The sequence below is a fragment of the Pseudonocardia sp. NPDC046786 genome, from assembly GCF_040645415.1.
In the GTDB taxonomy this organism is placed as follows: Bacteria; Actinomycetota; Actinomycetes; order Mycobacteriales; family Pseudonocardiaceae; genus Pseudonocardia; species Pseudonocardia kongjuensis.
The window spans coordinates 376,328-393,462 of sequence record NZ_JBEYYF010000002.1; the positions used below are offsets into that span (position 1 = coordinate 376,328).

A 17,135-nucleotide genomic window follows, 5' to 3' on the forward strand; every position below is an offset into this window, starting at 1 on the left:
GGAATGACCGCCGGGAGCCCGATCCTGATCGTCGACGACCATGAGCTGGTCGGTTCGGCGCTCGCGCTCAACCTGCGCGCCGAGGGTGAGGACACCACCTTCTTCCCGGTGCGGTCGGCGGCCGCGGTGCTGGAGCGCGCCCGCACCGGCGAGCCCGGCCTGATCGTGCTGGACCTCGATCTCGGACGGGACCCCGACGGCAACCGGATCGACGGCGTGCAGCTGGTCGGCCCGCTGGTCGACGCGGGCTGGCGGGTGGTCGTGCTGTCCGGCAGCTCCGACGCCGGCCGGGTGGGCGCCGCGCTGGACGCGGGGGGCTTCGTGTTCGTCCCGAAGAACGCGCCGTTCCCGGCGCTGCTGAACGCGATCCGGGAGGCCCGGATGGGACGCTCCGTGATGCCGCCGGGGCGGCGCGAACAGTTCATCCAGCTGCACCGGGACCGCGAGCAGGAACGTCGCGAGCTCTACGGAAAGCTGGGGAAGCTCACGCAGCGCGAGCGCGAGGTGCTGGCCCTGCTGGCGGGCGGGAAGCGGGCCCAGGCGGTGGCCGACCACTTCGTCGTGTCGCTGGCGACGGTCCGGACCCAGATCCGCGCGGTCCTCACGAAGCTCGAGGTCGGTTCCCAGCTCGAGGCCGTGGCGTTGTATCGGAAGGCCGCAGGCATCTGACCTGCAATTACACTGAATGGTCCTACGCAGTTGGGACAAAAGGTCCTATGGTGGACCGACTGTGCTCGACCGTACGCTCCGTCACGGCAAGGCCGTTCGCCCGCAAGGGTGACCCCCTCTCGCCTTGTGTCACCGGCGTCATATCATTGACCATTCATCAATCTGGGGGATACGGAGCGTAACGTGGCGGCCGGCAGCTTCAGCGGTGTCCTCGGGCGGCACCGCCGCGCGCGGTTCATCGCCGGGCATCTCGCGGATCTCCTGGTTGTCGTCACGCTGTGTGTCGTCGTCGTCGCGGTCACCCGCCCCCAGGTCGTCGGGGACTGGATCGACGTCGCGACCGCCACCGCCGTCCTGACCCTCGTCGCGGCCGCGTTCGGCTCGGCCGCCGCGATCGTCGCCCTGGTCACCGGCCGGCTCACCGGCGATCCGCGGCCCTCCTGGTTCGGCGCGGCGCTGCTGCTCTACGCCGTCGTGCTGCTGCCGATGTCGGCGCTGGTCGTGCAGAACAACCCGGACGGCGTCGCCCGGCTCGCGGTGCTGTCGATGCTGGTGATCGGGCTGTGCATCCTGATCGCGGCGCTCCGCCCGCCGGCCCGGCTCGGCGCGTGGGGTGGCTGGGCGCTGATCGCGCTCGCCCTCGCGGTCGGCGCGACCGTCGCGCTGCAGGAGGAGAGCCGGTTCACCACGCTGCTCGCCGGTAGCCCGCTGACCTCGCTGGTCGCCCAGGCCGGGTGGGCGACGGTCGCGGTGCTGTTCCTGCTCGACGGCTACCGGCGGCAGAGCCGGATCCGGGCCCGGCTCGGCCTCGGGCTGCTGGTGATCGCGGTGTCCCAGCTCTACCGCACGGTCGTGCCGTCCGAGCCGGCCACCGGCCTGGCGTACCCGTCGCTGCGGATCCTCGGCATGGCGGTGGTGCTCTCCGCCCTGCTCACCATGGCGCTACGCGCGGTCAGCCAGATCCAGGACGACTACGACCGGCTGCAGGAGACCCTCGGCGACGCGACGCTGCTGCTGGAACGGGCGGCCGGGCAGGCGGCGGAGCGCGATCACGAGCTGCGCAACGGTCTCGCCGGTCTCGCCGGCGCGGCCTACCTGCTCTCGCACGGCAGCGGCGACCCGCAGACCGGACAGCTCCGCGACGCCGTGCTGACCGAGCTGGGCAGGCTGCGCGAGATGCTGGAGAACCCGCTGACCGCGCACGTCGAGGACGTCCCGGCGGGGGCGCAGGTCGACCCGATGATCGACGAGCGGGACACCGAGCTGCTCGACCTGGGCCCCCGCTTCAGCCCGGCGACCGCGGCCGAGCCGGCCGAGGTCCCCGACTCGCACCGGGTGGACGTCGTGCTGCGCCAGCTGGTGAGCCTGCGCGCCGAACTCCCGATCCGGCTCGACGTCGACGATGACCTCCCGGTCGTCGCGGCGCCGGACACGGTGACCCGGCAGGTCGTCACCAACCTGCTCGCCAACTGCGACCGGCACGCACACGGCGCCCCGGTCGAGGTCCGCGGGCGCACCGCCGACGAGCCCGGGTTCGTGACCGTGGAGGTCCGCGACGAGGGCCCCGGCCTCCCGGACGGGCAGGACGAGCTGGTGATCACCCGCGGGGTGCACGACGAGCGGGCCGGCGGATCCGGCCTCGGGCTGCACATCAGCGCCCAGCTGGCGCAGGAGTACGGCGGCGAGCTGGTCCTCCGGACGGCGCACGACCCGCGGGGCTGCCTCGCCGTGCTCACCCTTCCGGCCGTCACCTGATCGGGGCGTTCGGGCAGCCGGAACCGCAGGTCAGGCCACCGAGGGCTACTTCGAAGCGGACAGTCGTTCCCCGGAAGCCCGTTCTGATCCCATACTGGACGTCGACGGTGTCCGCCGAGCGACGACGCACGGGCCACCGTCCGTACGAAGGAGGTCACCATGGCGCACCCGCACGACGGCGCGGAGAGCACCGCAGGATCGCGGCCGAACGGACGCCGGTCGATGTCGCACCCCACGACCCCCTCGGCAGCGGTCCTCACACCGCCGACCGGCCTGCCCGCGGTCGAGCCGACGGCCCCGCCGCGGATCCCGGCACAGCGGACCCCGGCCACCCCCACCCCGCCGGCGACGGTGGACGCGGGGGTGCGGATGTGTTCCTGCGGGCACCCGGAGGAGGTGCACGAGCACTACCGGTCCGGCACCGACTGCGGAGCCTGCGGGGCACGCACCTGCAGCTCGTTCCGGCTCGACGGCGAGGACCGGCCCGCCGGCCGGCTCCGCGGCCTGCTGCGGCGCCGCCGCGGCTGACCGCACGGTGGCGGCCCCGTGCAGGGCCGCCACCGCCGCTAAGGCTGCTCGACCGCGGTCGCCTGGTCGGGCGTCGTGGGGGTCGGCTGGGCGTCGAACTCCCGGGCGGCGAGCGCCCGGACGATCCCGGCGCGACCCTCCGACACCAGGCGGCGCAGCGACGCCGGCTTCGACTCGTCGGCCAGCCAGTGGTCCGCGGCGTCGACGGTCTGCTGGTCCACCGCCCAGGACGGGAACAGCCCGATGACGACGTTCTGCGCCAGCTCTGAGGTGCGGCGCTCCCAGACGCCGTCGATCTCGGCGAAGTAGCGCTCCACGTAGTCCCCGAGCAGGTCCCGCTGGGCCGGGTGCGAGAAGCCGGCGATGATCGACTCGTTGACCGCGTTCGGCAGCGAGTCGTCGTGCACGGCGCGCTGCCAGGCCCGCTCCTTGGCCTCGGCGGTCGGGACCAGCGCGCGGGCCCGCTCGGCGTGCCGGGCGCCGGTCGAGGTCGGGTCGCGCTGCTCCTCCTCTGCGATCTCGGTCTCGCCCGCCTTCCCGTGCGCGACCAGCGCGTGCAGCAGCCGCCAGCGCAGGTCGGTGTCCACGGTCAGCCCGTCCGGGACCCGGACGTCGAGCAGCCAGCCCTTCATCGAGTCGAGGGTGTTCTCCGGCAGCACCGACGCGGCGAGCGCGTTGACGACCGCGAGCTGGATGTCCGATCCCGCGGGTGCGGTGTCCAGCCGGAACCGCAGCGCGTCGGTCAGCAGCGGCCAGCCCCGCCCGGTGGCCCACTCCGGCGTGGCGTACGACGCCGTGGCCGTCTGGGCCTGCAGCAGCAGCCGCTGGACCACGCCGATCTCGGACTCGGTGTCGAAGCCACCGGCGACCAGGGTGACGAAGTCGCGGGCCTTCAGCTCGGCCTCGCGGGTCATCTCCCAGGCCGAGGACCAGCACAGGGTGCGCGGCAGCGGATCGGCGATGTCGCCGATCCGATCCACCAGGGTGGCCAGCGAGCCCGGGTCCAGGCGCAGCGCGCAGTAGGTGAGGTCGTCGTCGTTGACCAGCACCAGCTTGCCGCGGGGCAGCCCCACCAGCTCGGGGACCGCGGTGCGCTCGCCGGACACGTCGAGCTCCACTCGCTGGGTCCGGACCAGCTTGCCGGTCGCCGGGTCGTCGTCGTACACGCCGACGGCGATCCGGTGCGTCCGCAGCTCACCGGCGCCCGGCCGGGCGCCGCCCTGCACGACGTCGAAGCTGGTGAACTTCCCGGCCTCGTCGACCCGGAAGGACGGCCGCAGCAGGTTCAGGCCGGTGGTGCGCAGCCACTGCGCGCCCCAGTCGGACAGGTCCCGGCCGGACGCCTTCTCCAGCGAGCCCAGCAGGTCGTCGAACGTCGCGTTGCCCCAGGCGTGCGCGGCGAAGTAGTCGCGCAGCCCGGCCAGGAACGGCTCCAGCCCGACGTAGGCGACCAGCTGCTTGAGCACCGAGGCGCCCTTGGCGTAGGTGATGCCGTCGAAGTTGACTTCGACGGCCTGCAGGTCCGGGATGTCCGCGGCCACCGGGTGCGTGGAGGGCAGCTGGTCCTGGCGGTACGCCCAGGACTTCTCCAGGTTCGCGAACGTCGTCCAGGCACCTCGGTACTCGGTCGCGTCGGCCTGGCAGAGCACCGACGCCCAGGTGGCGAACGACTCGTTCAGCCACAGGTCGTCCCACCAGCGCATGGTCACGAGATCGCCGAACCACATGTGCGCCATCTCGTGCAGGATCGTCTCGGCGCGCCGCTCGTAGAGGGTGCGGGTGACCCGGGACCGGAAGACGTAGTCCTCGAGGAAGGTGACGGCGCCGGCGTTCTCCATCGCGCCCGCGTTGAACTCGGGCACGAAGAGCTGGTCGTACTTGCCGAACGGGTAGGTCACCCCGAAGTTGCGGTGGTAGAAGTCGAAGCCCTGCTTCGTCTCGGTGAAGATCCGCTCGTGGTCCATGTGCGGGGCCAGTGAGGCGCGGCAGAAGATGCCGAGCGGGATCTCGCCGAACTCGTCGCGGTAGGTGTCGTGCCAGCTCTCGTAAGGCCCGGCGATCAGCGCCACCAGGTAGGTGGAGAGGATCTCGGTCTGCTCGAAGCGGTGCACGCTGGCGCCGCCGCCCAGGGCGTCGACCGCCCCCGGCGCGTTCGAGACGACCTTCCAGCCCTCCGGCGCGGTCACCGTGAGGGTGTAGCGGGCCTTGAGATCGGGCTGGTCGAAGCAGGGGAACAGCCGCTTGCAGTCCGCGGTCTCGAACTGCGAGTACAGGTAGACGCCGCCGTCGACCGGATCGACGAAGCGGTGCAACCCCTCGCCGGTGTTGGTGTAGAGCCCGGTCGAGACGATCGTCAGCTCGTTGTCGGCGGTCAGGCCGGGCAGCACGAGGCCGTCGGACTCGGTCCAGCCGGAGACGTCGAGGGCGGCGCCGTTCAGCTCGGCCGACGTGATGCCCTCGCCCACCCACTCGATCCAGGTGCTCCCACCGGGCTCGGTGGCGGTGAAGCGGACTGTGGTGGTCACCGCGAAGGTCCGCTCCGACGGGGCGCCCGCGCCGTCGGTGAGGTCGATCGTGACGTCGTAGGTCGACACCGCGATCTGCGCCGCGCGCTGCTCGGCCTGGGTGCGGGTCAGGTTGGGCGGGGTCATGGAGGTGCTCGGGTCCTCTCCGGGATCGGTGTCGCTGGGCATCCAATCACGTGCACCGGTGGGCGGCCCGTGGAATCTCCCGGCGACGCCCGACGTTGGGCCGGACATGACGACTGCTGCTGCCGACGGACGTGCCCGGGTCGACGTCTGGTTCGATCCGCTCTGTCCGTGGGCCTGGCTGACCTCCCGCTGGGTGCTGGAGGTCGAGAAGGTCCGCGATGTCGACGTGACCTGGCACGTGATGAGCCTCGCGGTGCTGAACGAGGGGCGCGACCTGCCCGAACAGTACGTCGAGATGATGCGCAGGGCGTGGGGCCCGGTGCGGGTCTGCATCGCCGCCGCCGAGCAGCACGGCGAGCAGGTGCTGGCCCCGCTCTACACCGCGCTCGGCGAGCGGATCCACAACCAGCAGAACAAGGACTTCGACGACGTGATCGCCGGGGCGCTCAAGGAGCTGAACCTGCCCGCGTCGCTGGCCGAGGCCGCGCACACCACCGAGTGGGACGACAAGCTCAAGATCAGCCACCACGAGGGCATGGACCCGGTCGGGCTGGACGTCGGCACCCCCACCATCCACGTCGACGGCGTCGCGTTCTTCGGTCCGGTGATCTCCCGGGTGCCCAAGGGCGAGGAGGCGGGACGGCTGTTCGACGGCGCCCGGCTGATGGCGGAGAACCCGCACTTCTTCGAGCTGAAGCGGACCCGGACCGAGGACCCGTCGTTCGACTACTGACCCGCGTGTGACTATCGGGGGATGAGCACCCTCCAGCACTTCATCGACGGCGCCGACGTGACCGGGGGCGCCGAGCGGATCGAGGTGACGGACCCGGCGACCGGTGCGGTCGTCGGATCCGTCCCGGCCGGCACCGCCCAGGACGTCGACAGCGCCGTCGCCGCCGCCCGCGCCGCGTTCCCCGGCTGGTCGGCCACGCCGGTGGCCGAGCGCGCCGCCGTCGTGCAGCGCATCTCCGACGGCATCAAGGAACGGGCCGGCGAGATCGCCGCCACCATCACCGCCGAGATGGGTTCGCCGATCACCTTCTCGCAGAAGGTCCAGGTCGCGATGCCGATCGGCTCGTCCGCGGCGTTCGCGGCGCTGGCCGCGGACTTCGCCTGGACCGAGGAGATCGGGAACTCGCTGGTCGTCCGCGAGCCGGTCGGGGTGGTCGGCGCGATCACGCCGTGGAACTACCCGCTGCACCAGATCGTTGCCAAGGTCGCCCCGGCGCTGCTCGCCGGCAACACGGTCGTGCTCAAGCCGACCGAGGTCGCGCCGCTGACCGCGCAGATCCTGGCCCGGATCACCGTGGCCGCCGGGCTCCCGGCCGGCGCGTTCAACGTCGTGCACGGCACCGGCCCGGTCGTCGGCGAGGCGATCGCCGCCCATCCGGACGTCGACATGGTCTCCTTCACCGGCTCGACCCGGGCCGGGAAGCGGGTGTCGGTGGTCGCGTCGGACACCGTGAAGCGGGTCTCGCTGGAGCTCGGAGGCAAGTCCGCGAACGTGATCCTCGACGACGCCGACCTGGGGAAGGCGGTCAAGGTCGGCCTGGGGAACGCCTGGATCAACGGCGGCCAGACCTGCACCGCGTGGACCCGGATGCTGGTCCCGGCCGCCCGCCAGGACGAGATCGTGTCCCAGCTCGTCGACGCCGCGCAGCGCTACACCGTCGGCGACCCGACCGACCCGTCCACCCGGATCGGGCCGATGTCGTCGGTGGCACAGCAGGAGCGGGTGCGCTCCTACGTCGAGCGCGGCGTCGCCGACGGCGCCCGGCTGGTGTTCGGCGGGCCGGAGCCGGTCGACGGGCTGGACGGCGCCTACGTCCGGCCGACGATCTTCGCCGACGTCGGGCCGGACGCCGTCATCGCCCAGGAGGAGATCTTCGGCCCGGTGCTCTCGGTGATCCCCTACGCCGACGAGGAGCAGGCCGTGCAGATCGCGAACAGCACCGTCTACGGCCTGGCCGGCGCGGTGTTCGGAGAGCAGGAGCACGCGCTCGCGGTCGCCCGGCGGCTGCGGACCGGGCAGGTCGACGTGAACGGCGGGGCGTTCAACATCCTGGCGCCGTTCGGTGGGTACAAGCAGTCCGGCAACGGGCGCGAGCTGGGACGCTTCGGGCTGGAGGAGTTCCTGGAGACGAAGTCCATCCAGCGCTGACGTCCGCGGACGTGATCACCGTCGTGGTGCGCCGGGCCGCGGATCGCGCGGTCCCCCGCACCACGACGGCGATCATGCGGGTGCGATCGCGAACCGTATGCCCGGATCGGCCGTGGCCGGGGGCGCGGATCGGCAGGGTGCCCGGCCGTGGACACCTGGTGGGAGCAGCACCGGCCGGCGTCGGTGCTCGGGACCGTGTTGCTGGTGGTGGGCGCGCTGGCCGGCGCGCAGGTCGCGGTGGGGGCGGTGTTCGATCCCGTCCAGGCGGACGAGCGGATCCGGGCGGCGCTGAGTCCGTACCGGGACGGGGCGTTCACCGTCCGGGCGGCGTCGGTCGATCACCGCGTCGACATCGCGACCGCGGAGGACGGCTCCTACGTGCTCGGGCACACCCCGGCGGGGAGCGACGTCGTGCTCGACCTGGACCTGCTCGAGGGTGACGCCGCCCGGCCCTGGTGGGTCGAGCCGGACACCGGCCGGACGATGGAGCTCGAGACCCTGGAGAGCGCGGGGGTGGCCCGGTTCCCGGTTCCCGAGGGCGGCGGTGTGGCCTGGGTGCTGGTCGTCGACGACGCCGCCGCGGGCTACCCGATGCCCGACGTGGACGCGATCGCCGAGTTCGTCGGGCAGGTCGTCCGCGCCGGGACGGCGCGGGGGGCCGGTCCGGGGTCCGACGGGGGCGGCGACGGAGCAGCGGCGGAGGATGCGCCGCCGGGGAGCCGGTCCGAACACGACGGTACCCACCGCGACGCGGAGGCCGGAGAAGGCGAGGCGGACCGGAGCACCGGGGACGGCCGGGCGGACGGGAGCGCAGGCCCCGGGTCTGCGCAGGGCCGGAACGCCGAGGGACACGCGCCACGCGCCGGGGACGCCCCCGCCTCCGGCAGCGACCCGGACGCCCGGGAGTTCCGCACCGGCGGACCCGCGCCCGGGGAACAGCGCGACGAGCAGCCGGACCGGCCGGCCGCGGGGAGTGGCAGCGCCGACCAGGAGCGCCCCGACAGCGTGGAGCCACAGGAACCGCAGGAAACACAGCAGTCACAGGGGCCGAAGGAACCGCAGCAGCAGGAAGCGCCCGACCTCACCTGGGACCGGCTCGCCCAGTGCGAGTCCTCCGGCGACTGGTCGATCTCGACCGGCAACGGCTACTACGGCGGCCTCCAGTTCGACCGGCCGACCTGGACCGAGTTCGGCGGCACCGCCCACGCCCCGACCGCCGACGGCGCCACCCGGGAGCAGCAGATCGAGATCGCGACGAAGGTCCGGGACGCCCGCGGCGGTTACGGATCGTGGCCGGCCTGCGCCCGGAAGCTCGGACTTCCACGCTGAGCGGGGCACGGTGGTGTCGCCCTCGATCCATGGAACCGCGACCGGTCAACGCGTAGGGTCGAGGGACCTCCGACCGGATGCCCGGGGCGGGTGCCCTGGTGGTCGCCGTCCCGGTCCGATTCCCTACCCTTGGATCCCATGAGCTCGCCCACCCCCGAGGCCCACCGGATCGGGAACCGCTACCGGCTCGACGAGCGGATCGGTGCCGGTGCGATGGGTGCCGTGTGGCGTGGGACCGACGAGCTCCTGAATCGGACGGTGGCGGTCAAGGAGCTCCTCGCCGCCGCGCTGCCCTCGGCCGACCAGCTCGAGGAGTCCCGCCAGCGGATCCTGCGCGAGGGCCGGATCGGTGCCCGGCTGCAGCACGCGCACGTGATCAGCATGTTCGACGTCGTGGTGCACGACGACCGGCCGTGGCTGGTCATGGAGTACCTGCCGTCCCGCTCGCTGGCCGCGGTGCTCGCCGAGAAGGGCCCGATGAGCCCGCGCGAGGCCGCCGCGATCGGCCGCCAGGTCGCCGACGGGCTGGCCGCCGCGCACACCGCGGGCGTCGTGCACCGCGACATCAAGCCGGGCAACGTCCTTATCGCCGAGGACGGCCGGGCCAAGATCACCGACTTCGGCGTCTCCCGGGCCGTCGACGACGTGCAGCTGACCCGCACCGGGGTGATCGCCGGCACCCCGGCGTTCCTCGCGCCGGAGGTCGCCCGCGGCCAGGAGCCGACCGCCGCGTCGGACGTGTTCGCGCTCGGCGCCACGCTCTACGCCTCGGTCGAGGGGGAGCCGCCGTTCGGGCTGGACGACAACGCCTACGCGCTGCTGCACAAGGTCGCGACCGGCGCGATCTCGCCGCCCACCCAGGCCGGGCCGCTGACCGCGCTGCTGATGCGGCTGCTGTCCAACGACCCGGCGGAGCGGCCCAGCGCACCGCAGGCCCGGGACGCGCTGGCCCGGATCGCGGCCGGGCAGTCGATCGCCGGGCTGGCCACGCCCGCGAGCGCGGCCGCGATGATGGACTCCGGCGACGACGTCGCGGCCGAGCAGGCCGGCGGCACCGTGGTCGACGCCCCCGCCGTCCCGGCACCGCAGGTGATCCCCGGCAGCGGCGCCCGCCGCGGTGCCGCCGCGGGAGGCGCCCGGCGCAAGCGGCTGCCGATCGTCCTCGGCGTGGTGGCGGCGCTGCTGGTCGTCGGCGGCGGGGTGGCGTTCGGGGTGCTCAGCACCCAGCAGCAGGAGCAGCCGCCGCCGGCCGCCGCGCCGACGTCGCAGGCGCCGCCGCCGACCAGCGCACCGCCGACCTCGTCGCCGCCGCCCACCACCAGCGCCTCGCCGACGGCGACCCCCGGCCAGGCGACCGATCCGGTGACGTTCGTGCAGGAGTACTACCGGATGCTGCCCGACGACATCGACGGCGCGTTCGCCCGGCTCAGCCCGGAGGCGCAGTCCCAGTCGCAGGGGATCGAGAGCTACCGGGAGTTCTACAGCGGCATGCGCACCGTCTACGCGGAGAACCTGCGCAACGCCGGGCCGAACACGGTCACCGCGACCGTGGTGTTCCTGCGCACCAACGGCACCGAGTCCCGGGAGAACTACCGCTTCGTGGTGGGCACCGATGAGCAGGGCAACCAGGTCCTGCAGTCGTTCAGCCAGGCCTGACCCCGGTCACCTGGGCCACCCACCGGACGATCCGGCCGTTCGCCGCGGCCCGGGTGTCCCGGTCGAACACGTCGTGCCCCTCGTCGGCCATCCGCAGCAGCTCCACCGGCGCGCCGCGGGCGGAGAGCGCGGCGTGGATCGCGAGCGCCTGCCCGACCGGCACGTTCGTGTCGTTGTCGCCGTGCACCACGAGCAGCGGCGCGCGGATCCGGTCCGCCCGGTACAGCGGGGACAGCTCGTCGAGCAGCGCGCCGTCGGTGCGCGGGTCGCCGTACTCGGTGCGGGCCGGCCCGGCGATCCACGGCTCGGTGCGGGCGTAGAACTCGGCCAGGTCGGCGATCCCGCAGACGTCGACCCCGCCCGCGTACAGCTCGGGGAAGCGGACCAGCGCGGCGAGCGTCAGGAACCCACCGTAGGACCGCCCGGCGACGACGATGCGGGCCGGGTCGACGTCCGGTATCCCGGCGAGCAGCCGGGTCGCCGCCCGCACGTCGGTGATCGACGACGGCCGCAGCGCGCCGTCGTCGAGCCGGGCGAACGTCCGGCCCCGCCCGGACGAGCCGCGCACGTTCGGGGTCAGCACGGTGACCCCGGCGGCGACCAGCTCGTGCAGCAGCGGCGCCCAGCCGGGCCGTTCCTCGGACTCCGGGCCGCCGTGCAGCCACAGCAGGCCCGCCCCGTTCGGCGACGATGGCCGGTGCAGCCAGCCGCCGAGCCGCAACCCGTCCTCGGCGGGGAACACGACGCGCTCGGGCTGCGGCGTGACCGGCGCGACCGGCGTGCCGCCGAGCAGCGGAGTGGCCGCACCGCCCCGGACCGGGACCCGGACGACGTGCGGCGGGACCCCCGGCGCGTGCCCGGCGACGAGCAGCGAGGTGTCGTCGCGGGCGAAGCTCACGTTCGTCACGACGTCGCAGGGCACCAGCACCCGCTGCGGCCGACCGCCGCGCAGGTCGGCGATCTCGATCTCGCTGCGGCCGCCGGTGTTCCACACCAGCGCCGCCCGCGCGCCGCCCGGGTCGAGTGCGACCACGTCCAGATCGGCGCCGGGTCGGACGGCGACCGGCCGGGCCGGGGCGATCAGCTCGTCGCCCGCGTGGCCGAGTGCGACGGCGAGCAGCGCCGAGTGCTCCCGGTCGGCGTCGGTGTGCACCCACAGCGTGCCGGGCGCGGCACCGAACCGGGCGGTCGCGTTCAGCGCCCCGCCGGGGCCGCCGACGATCTGGGTCCGGCAGCCGGTGCGCAGGTCCACCAGCTCCAGGCCGCGCTCGCCGCGCCGTCCGGTGCGCAGCACCACTCGCCTGCCGTCGGCGGAGACGGCCTGCACGACGGCCGCCTGCCCGGTCCCGAGCACCACCGACGAGCCGTCGCGCACGTCGACCAGGCAGGCGGTGCCGTCGCCGTAGCGGTCGGAGTCCGGATCGCCCGCGTCGGTCAGCACGGTGACGCCGAGCCGCCGGCCGGTCGGCTCCCAGGCGCCGAGCACGACGGCGGTCGCGGCCGGGGCGATCTCGGTCGGCGGGCCGCCGTCCGGGTCGAGCAGCGCGACCCGGGTGCGGTCACCACCGGCCGGTGCGATCTGGACGGCGATCCGGCCGCCGTCCGGCGACCAGGTGAACGAGGTGACGTCCGGATGCGGGCCGCCGATGCCGGTGGCGTCGAGCACGGTCGCGGCGTCCGGGTCGATCGGGCCGTGCGCCGGCATCGCCGCGACGTGCAGCCGCGGCCGCCCGGTCCGGTCGGAGAGCCAGGCCAGCCGGGTGCCGTCCGGGGAGACGACCGGCGAGTGGTGGCCGACCGCCGCGGAGGCGGTGGGCACAGCCGGGGTGGCAGGCACCGCGGGTGCCGTCCGTGCGACCTCCACCGATCCGACCTCCGTTCTGCCCCTGATCCGGTACGTCCTTCCCGCGGCGGCCCGCCGGGCGCGACCGGGCCGCCGCGGGAGATCACGCAGAGATCATCGCGCTCCGGGTCCGGTCCGGGAAGCCACCGGGCCCGGACGGCCGGCAACGGAAAGTACCTCCCGGCCGTTCCCGGCACGGACGCCGGGACGCACAGCACGGACGCCACCGGAGCAGCTGCGCCGGCGGCGTCGGTGTCGGTGTCGGAGGGGGTACATCGGTCAACCTCACGTCCGTCCTGCGACGGCCGCAAGACCCCGGACGTTTCCGGGGTGTGAACGTCGCCGGGCTACCGGGGGTGCACCTCGACCTCGACGAGTCGCCGATCGGCAGGCCCGATCTCGTGCACCGGCCCGGTGAGCTCCACCGCGGACCGCAGCACCGGATCGGCGCAGGAGGTGCCGACGAACAGCTCGACGGTGCCCGGTTCGACGACGTGCCGCAGGTCTCGGTCGTACAGCCCGATCCGGTGTGTGGGGACGTCGAAGCGCACCTCGGCGCTCGCGCCGGGCGCCTGCTCGACCCGGGCGTAGCCGAGCAGCACGACGACCGGACGGGTGACCGAGGCGATCACGTCGGTGCCGTAGAGCTGCACGACGTCGGCGCCGGCCCGGTCCCCGTCGTTGCGGACCCGGCAGCTGACGGTGAAGGCGCCGCCGGTGGGCACGCCGTCGTCGGGGACCCGCAGGTCGGAGTGGGTGAACGTGGTGTAGCTGAGGCCGAAGCCGAACGGCCGGACCGGGGCGGTGTCCACCGCGGTCACCGAGCTGGCCGCGCCGAGCCGCGGATGCAGGTAGCTGTAGGGCTGGGCGCCGGCCGAGCGGGGCAGGCTCACCGGCAGCCGGCCGGAGGTGCCGCGGCCGAACAGTCCGGCCCGGTCGCCGACCACGACGACGGCGACGTCGGCGTCCCGCGCCGCCGCCACCGCGCCGGCGAACCCGGAGACGTCATCGGTGTCGATGTCGCAGCCGCGGGTGTGGGTGATCCGCGCCCCCGGCAGCTCGGCGCGCAGCGCGTCCAGCACGGTCGGCACCTCGATGCCCAGCTCGACGCCCGGATGGTGCGGCAGCACGTGGTTGGCGAAGCTGTAGCAGCCCATCAGCGCGGCCGGGTCGTCGGCGTTCGGGCCGAGCACCGCGATCCGGGCGGCGTCCGGGGCGAGCGGGAGCACCCCGTCGTTGCCGAGCAGGATCACCGACTCCTCGGCGAGCCGGGCCAGCGCCCGGTGCGCGGGCGGGTCGAGATCGACCTCGCCGGTGGGCAGGGTGTCGGCGAACCCGGGCTCGAGCAGGCCGAGCCGCTGCTTCTGCTCCAGCACCCGGCGCACCGCGCGGTCCACGACCTCCTCCGGCACCTCGCCGGACCGGACGCGCTCGGCGAGCGGCTCCAGGTACCCGCTCTCGGCCACCACCGGGCCGTCACCGATCGCGTGCTCGACGACCCGGACCTGCTGCTCAGGCCATGATCCAGGTGTCCTTCGCGCCGCCCCCGCGGGACGAGTTGACGATCATCCCGCCGGGCGGTGCGACCCGGGACAGCGCCGCGGGCAGCACGTCGACCTCGGGCTGCGGGCCGTGCCCGGCCGACTGGACCGCGAACACCCGCAGGTCGACGGCCTGCGGCTGGAGCGTCCCGTCGGTGAAGGTCGGGTGCGTGGAGATCCGCACCATCTCCTGCGCGACCCAGCCGGCCGGCCGCTCCCGGATCGCGGCGGCGGCCCGCTCCAGCTCGCCGGCGTCGGCGTTCGGGCCGATCACGATGCCGGCCCCGCCGTAGCCGTCGACAGGCTTGAGGACGAGCTCGCCGAGCCGGTCCAGCACCTGCTCGCGGGCGGCCGGATCGACGCAGGCCCAGGTCGGCACCGAGGCCAGCACCGGCTCCTCGCCCAGGTAGTAGCGGATCATCTCGGGGACGTAGGCGTAGACGAGCTTGTCGTCGGCGACGCCGTTGCCCGGCGCGTTGCGCAGCGCGACCCGGCCGCGGGCCATCGCGGCCAGCAGGGCCCGCCCGATCGGGCGGTGGTCGGCGCCCCTGGCCAGCGCCAGGTCCTTCTCGTCGATCCGACGGTAGAGCGTGGTGAGACGCCGCCGGCGCCCGCCGCCGACCATGAACACCGCGCCGTCGGTGATCTGCAGCCGGCCCGGGGTGACCAGCGGGATCTCCATCGCCTCGGCCAGCAGCCGGTGCTCGAAGAAGGCCGAGTCGCTCTCGCCCGCGGTGAGCAGGGCGGCCTCGCCGTCCGGGCCGGTGGGATCGCCGTCGGCCAGCACGGCGCGCAGCCGGGCCGGGACGTCGTCGAGGCCCAGCACCTCCGACGGCGACTCCAGATCGGGCAGCACGCTGCGGATCAGCCGGCGGCCCATCAGCGAGAACCCGATCCCGGACGGCACCCGCAGGTTGTCCTCCAGCACCACCCAGCCGTCGTCGGCGTCGCGGACCAGGTCGATCCCGGCGACCGCGATCCGGACCGCGTCCGGCGTGACGAGGGTCCCCGAGCGGGTGCGGCCCGGCGCGTTGTCGACGACGGCGGCCGGGACGATCCGGTCGCGGACGATCTCGCGGCGGCCGTAGACGTCGCGCAGGAACAGTTCGAGGGCCCGGACCCGCTGGGCCAGCCCGGTGGAGAGGTGCTCCCAGGAGTCCGGGCCGATGATCCGCGGCACCAGGTCGAGCGGGAACAGCCGCTCGCCGTCCTCCCCGGGATCGACGCCCGGCACCGGGAAGGTGACGCCGCGGGCCCGCTGCTCGGTGCGCAGCGCCGACTCGGCGGCGGTCAGCCCGCGCGGGCCGAGCCGTTCCAGCGCCCGGAACAGCCAGCCGTAGGCGGGCCGGAGCTTGCCCTCGTCGTCGACCGCCTCGTCGTAGCGCGGCGGCCGGTAGCCCTCCAGCAGCTCGGGCGCGACCGGCACGGTCAGCGGCGGCGTGGTCCGCGGCTCCTCGCCCTGGGTGCGGGCCACCAGGTCGTCGACGACGTCGACCAGCGAGCCGCGCCGCCCGAACGCGCGCCGCTGGATCGCGGCCCCGGAGCCGCGGGCCAGCACGGCCTCGGCGAGCTCGGTGACCTGCTCGGTGTCACCGGTCTCGGCCAGCCACGGCTCCAGGTCGGCGACCAGTGCGCGCAGCTGCACCGCGGGGGAGGCGAGCGCCGGCCCGGAGACGTCGACCAGGTCGCCCTCCAGCCCGGAGCGGGCGGCCCGCCAGGCCGCGGCGCGCAGCAGCTCGTGCCGGACCGGGGGCAGCGGCCTGCCCGCCTCGGTGTCCGCCCGGGCCCGCCCGACCAGCGCCCGGAAGAGCCCGGCGACCAGCACGACGTCGTCGACCTCGGGGCAGGCGTCGCAGAGCCGCAGCTCGACGGTCGGCAGGTGCGCGCTGGGCCGGACGTCGAAGTACAGCATCCCGGCGTCGCTGATCGTCCCGGACGCGATCAGCTCGGCGATCATGGCGTCGTACTCGGCGGCGGTCGTGACGTTGCCGGGCGGGCCGGCGGTGGGCCAGCGCTGCCAGATCATGCTGCGGTAGCTGGCGTAGCCGGTGTCGTGCCCGCGCCAGTACGGCGAGCTGGCGGTGATGGCGAGCAGCGTCGGCAGTGCCGGGGCGACCCGGCGGGACACCTGCACGGCGGTGTCCCGGTCGGGGACGTCGACGTGCACCTGGACCCCGCAGATGTGCTGCTCGCGCACCAGCATCTGGTACTCGTGCTGCATCCGCTCGTAGCGGGCGCCCGCCGAGATGTCGTCGCCGGACAGATCGACCAGCGGCACCGTCCCGGCGGCGACGACGCCCAGCCCGAGCGGCTCGGCGGCCTCCCGCAGCCGGCCGCGCAGCCGCCGCACGTGCGCGCGCAGCTCGTCCAGCGACGGCGTCGCCGGCGAGTTCGTCTCGACCAGCGAGCGCTGCAGCTCGGGGAAGAACTCCTTCCCGTCCAGGTGCTCCAGCAGCCGGTCCACCTCGGGAGCCGCCCGCCGGTCGGCCAGACCGACGACGTGGAACTCCTCCTCGACACCTACCAGCGGCACGTCCCCCATCGGCGTGACGCTAGGGCGCCCGTGTTACGACAATGTGTCCCCGCGACCTCCGGGCCGTGGCGTCGCTCGCGGGCGGCCGCGGGGGCGGTGCCTGCGCCGGGGTGCGATGTCCGGACCTGCCATGATCCCCTGGTGTTCGAACATGTGTTCGTCTATGGTGGACGCGTGACCACGGTCATCGACGCTCCCGCCGCATCCGATCCGCCTGCTGCCTCTGGTCTGCCTGCGGTCCCGGATCTGGATGCCGTGCGGGCTCGGTTCGAGCAGCTGGCGGCGGTGGTCGACGAGGTGTCGCCGTCGCCGGTGCTGGTGGATCGGATGATCGCGCTGGTCGCCGTGCGCAACAGTGTGGAGGCGGCGCTGGTGGCGACCGAGCTGGCGTTCGCCCGTCGCCGCGCCGCGGACAGTGCCGCCGAGGTCGACCCGGAGCGGCTCGAGCGCAGCATCGGCGCCGAGATCG

Annotated in this window: 12 protein-coding genes; 8 read left to right on the forward strand and 4 right to left on the reverse strand. The window is 74.2% G+C overall.

Translation table 11 applies throughout. The annotated features are described in order from the left end of the window. Positions 1-3 precede the first annotated feature (3 nt). The 3 genes from ABZ881_RS03760 (at position 4) to ABZ881_RS03770 (ending at position 2,952) form a co-directional block, all read left to right on the forward strand. Positions 4-669, forward strand: a complete 666-nt coding sequence (locus tag ABZ881_RS03760) for a response regulator transcription factor (protein WP_358481548.1) — start codon at positions 4-6, stop codon at positions 667-669. Positions 670-852: 183 nt separating this feature from the next. Next, entirely contained in the window at positions 853-2,424 is a 1,572-nt protein-coding gene (locus tag ABZ881_RS03765) for a HAMP domain-containing sensor histidine kinase (RefSeq protein ID WP_358481550.1), read from the forward strand. Between the two features lie 159 nt (positions 2,425-2,583). After that, entirely contained in the window at positions 2,584-2,952 is a 369-nt protein-coding gene (locus tag ABZ881_RS03770; RefSeq protein WP_358481551.1) for a hypothetical protein, read from the forward strand. A gap of 38 nt (positions 2,953-2,990) precedes the next feature. Here the strand turns inward: ABZ881_RS03770 and pepN are convergent, their stop codons facing one another. Then, positions 2,991-5,603, reverse strand: a complete 2,613-nt coding sequence (gene pepN, locus ABZ881_RS03775) for an aminopeptidase N (RefSeq protein ID WP_358481592.1) — start codon at positions 5,601-5,603, stop codon at positions 2,991-2,993. Positions 5,604-5,709: 106 nt separating this feature from the next. Here pepN and ABZ881_RS03780 point away from each other — a divergent pair, with 106 nt between their 5' ends. From ABZ881_RS03780 to ABZ881_RS03795, 4 genes are all read left to right on the forward strand, one after another. Next, entirely contained in the window at positions 5,710-6,336 is a 627-nt protein-coding gene (locus ABZ881_RS03780) for a DsbA family protein (protein ID WP_358481553.1), read from the forward strand. A 21-nt stretch (positions 6,337-6,357) separates the two neighbouring features. Next, entirely contained in the window at positions 6,358-7,764 is a 1,407-nt protein-coding gene (locus ABZ881_RS03785; protein ID WP_358481555.1) for an aldehyde dehydrogenase family protein, read from the forward strand. A gap of 147 nt (positions 7,765-7,911) precedes the next feature. Continuing rightward, a complete protein-coding gene (locus ABZ881_RS03790) occupies positions 7,912-9,093 on the forward strand; it encodes a transglycosylase family protein (RefSeq protein WP_358481556.1) in 1,182 nt (393 codons plus the stop codon). A gap of 138 nt (positions 9,094-9,231) precedes the next feature. After that, positions 9,232-10,749, forward strand: coding sequence for a serine/threonine-protein kinase (locus tag ABZ881_RS03795; RefSeq protein WP_358481557.1), 1,518 nt, complete (start codon positions 9,232-9,234; stop codon positions 10,747-10,749). On the opposite strand, the gene ABZ881_RS03800 is transcribed toward ABZ881_RS03795, so the two are convergent. The 3 genes from ABZ881_RS03800 to ABZ881_RS03810 all read right to left on the reverse strand — a co-directional run bounded on the left by ABZ881_RS03800 (position 10,736) and on the right by ABZ881_RS03810 (position 16,675). Next, on the reverse strand, positions 10,736-12,613 hold the full coding sequence (locus tag ABZ881_RS03800) for a prolyl oligopeptidase family serine peptidase (RefSeq protein WP_358481559.1): 1,878 nt from the start codon (positions 12,611-12,613) through the stop codon (positions 10,736-10,738). The two genes, ABZ881_RS03795 and ABZ881_RS03800, sit on opposite strands and share 14 nt — an antisense overlap. A gap of 326 nt (positions 12,614-12,939) precedes the next feature. Beyond that, on the reverse strand, positions 12,940-14,061 hold the full coding sequence (locus tag ABZ881_RS03805; RefSeq protein WP_358481560.1) for a fibronectin type III-like domain-contianing protein: 1,122 nt from the start codon (positions 14,059-14,061) through the stop codon (positions 12,940-12,942). Positions 14,062-14,104: 43 nt separating this feature from the next. Continuing rightward, on the reverse strand, positions 14,105-16,675 hold the full coding sequence (locus ABZ881_RS03810; RefSeq protein WP_358481562.1) for a carboxylate--amine ligase/circularly permuted type 2 ATP-grasp protein: 2,571 nt from the start codon (positions 16,673-16,675) through the stop codon (positions 14,105-14,107). A gap of 132 nt (positions 16,676-16,807) precedes the next feature. On the opposite strand from ABZ881_RS03810, the gene ABZ881_RS03815 reads away from it, so the two are divergent. After that, positions 16,808-17,135 (forward strand): hypothetical protein (locus ABZ881_RS03815; RefSeq protein WP_358481564.1); only part of this gene is annotated, 328 nt, incomplete at its 3' end.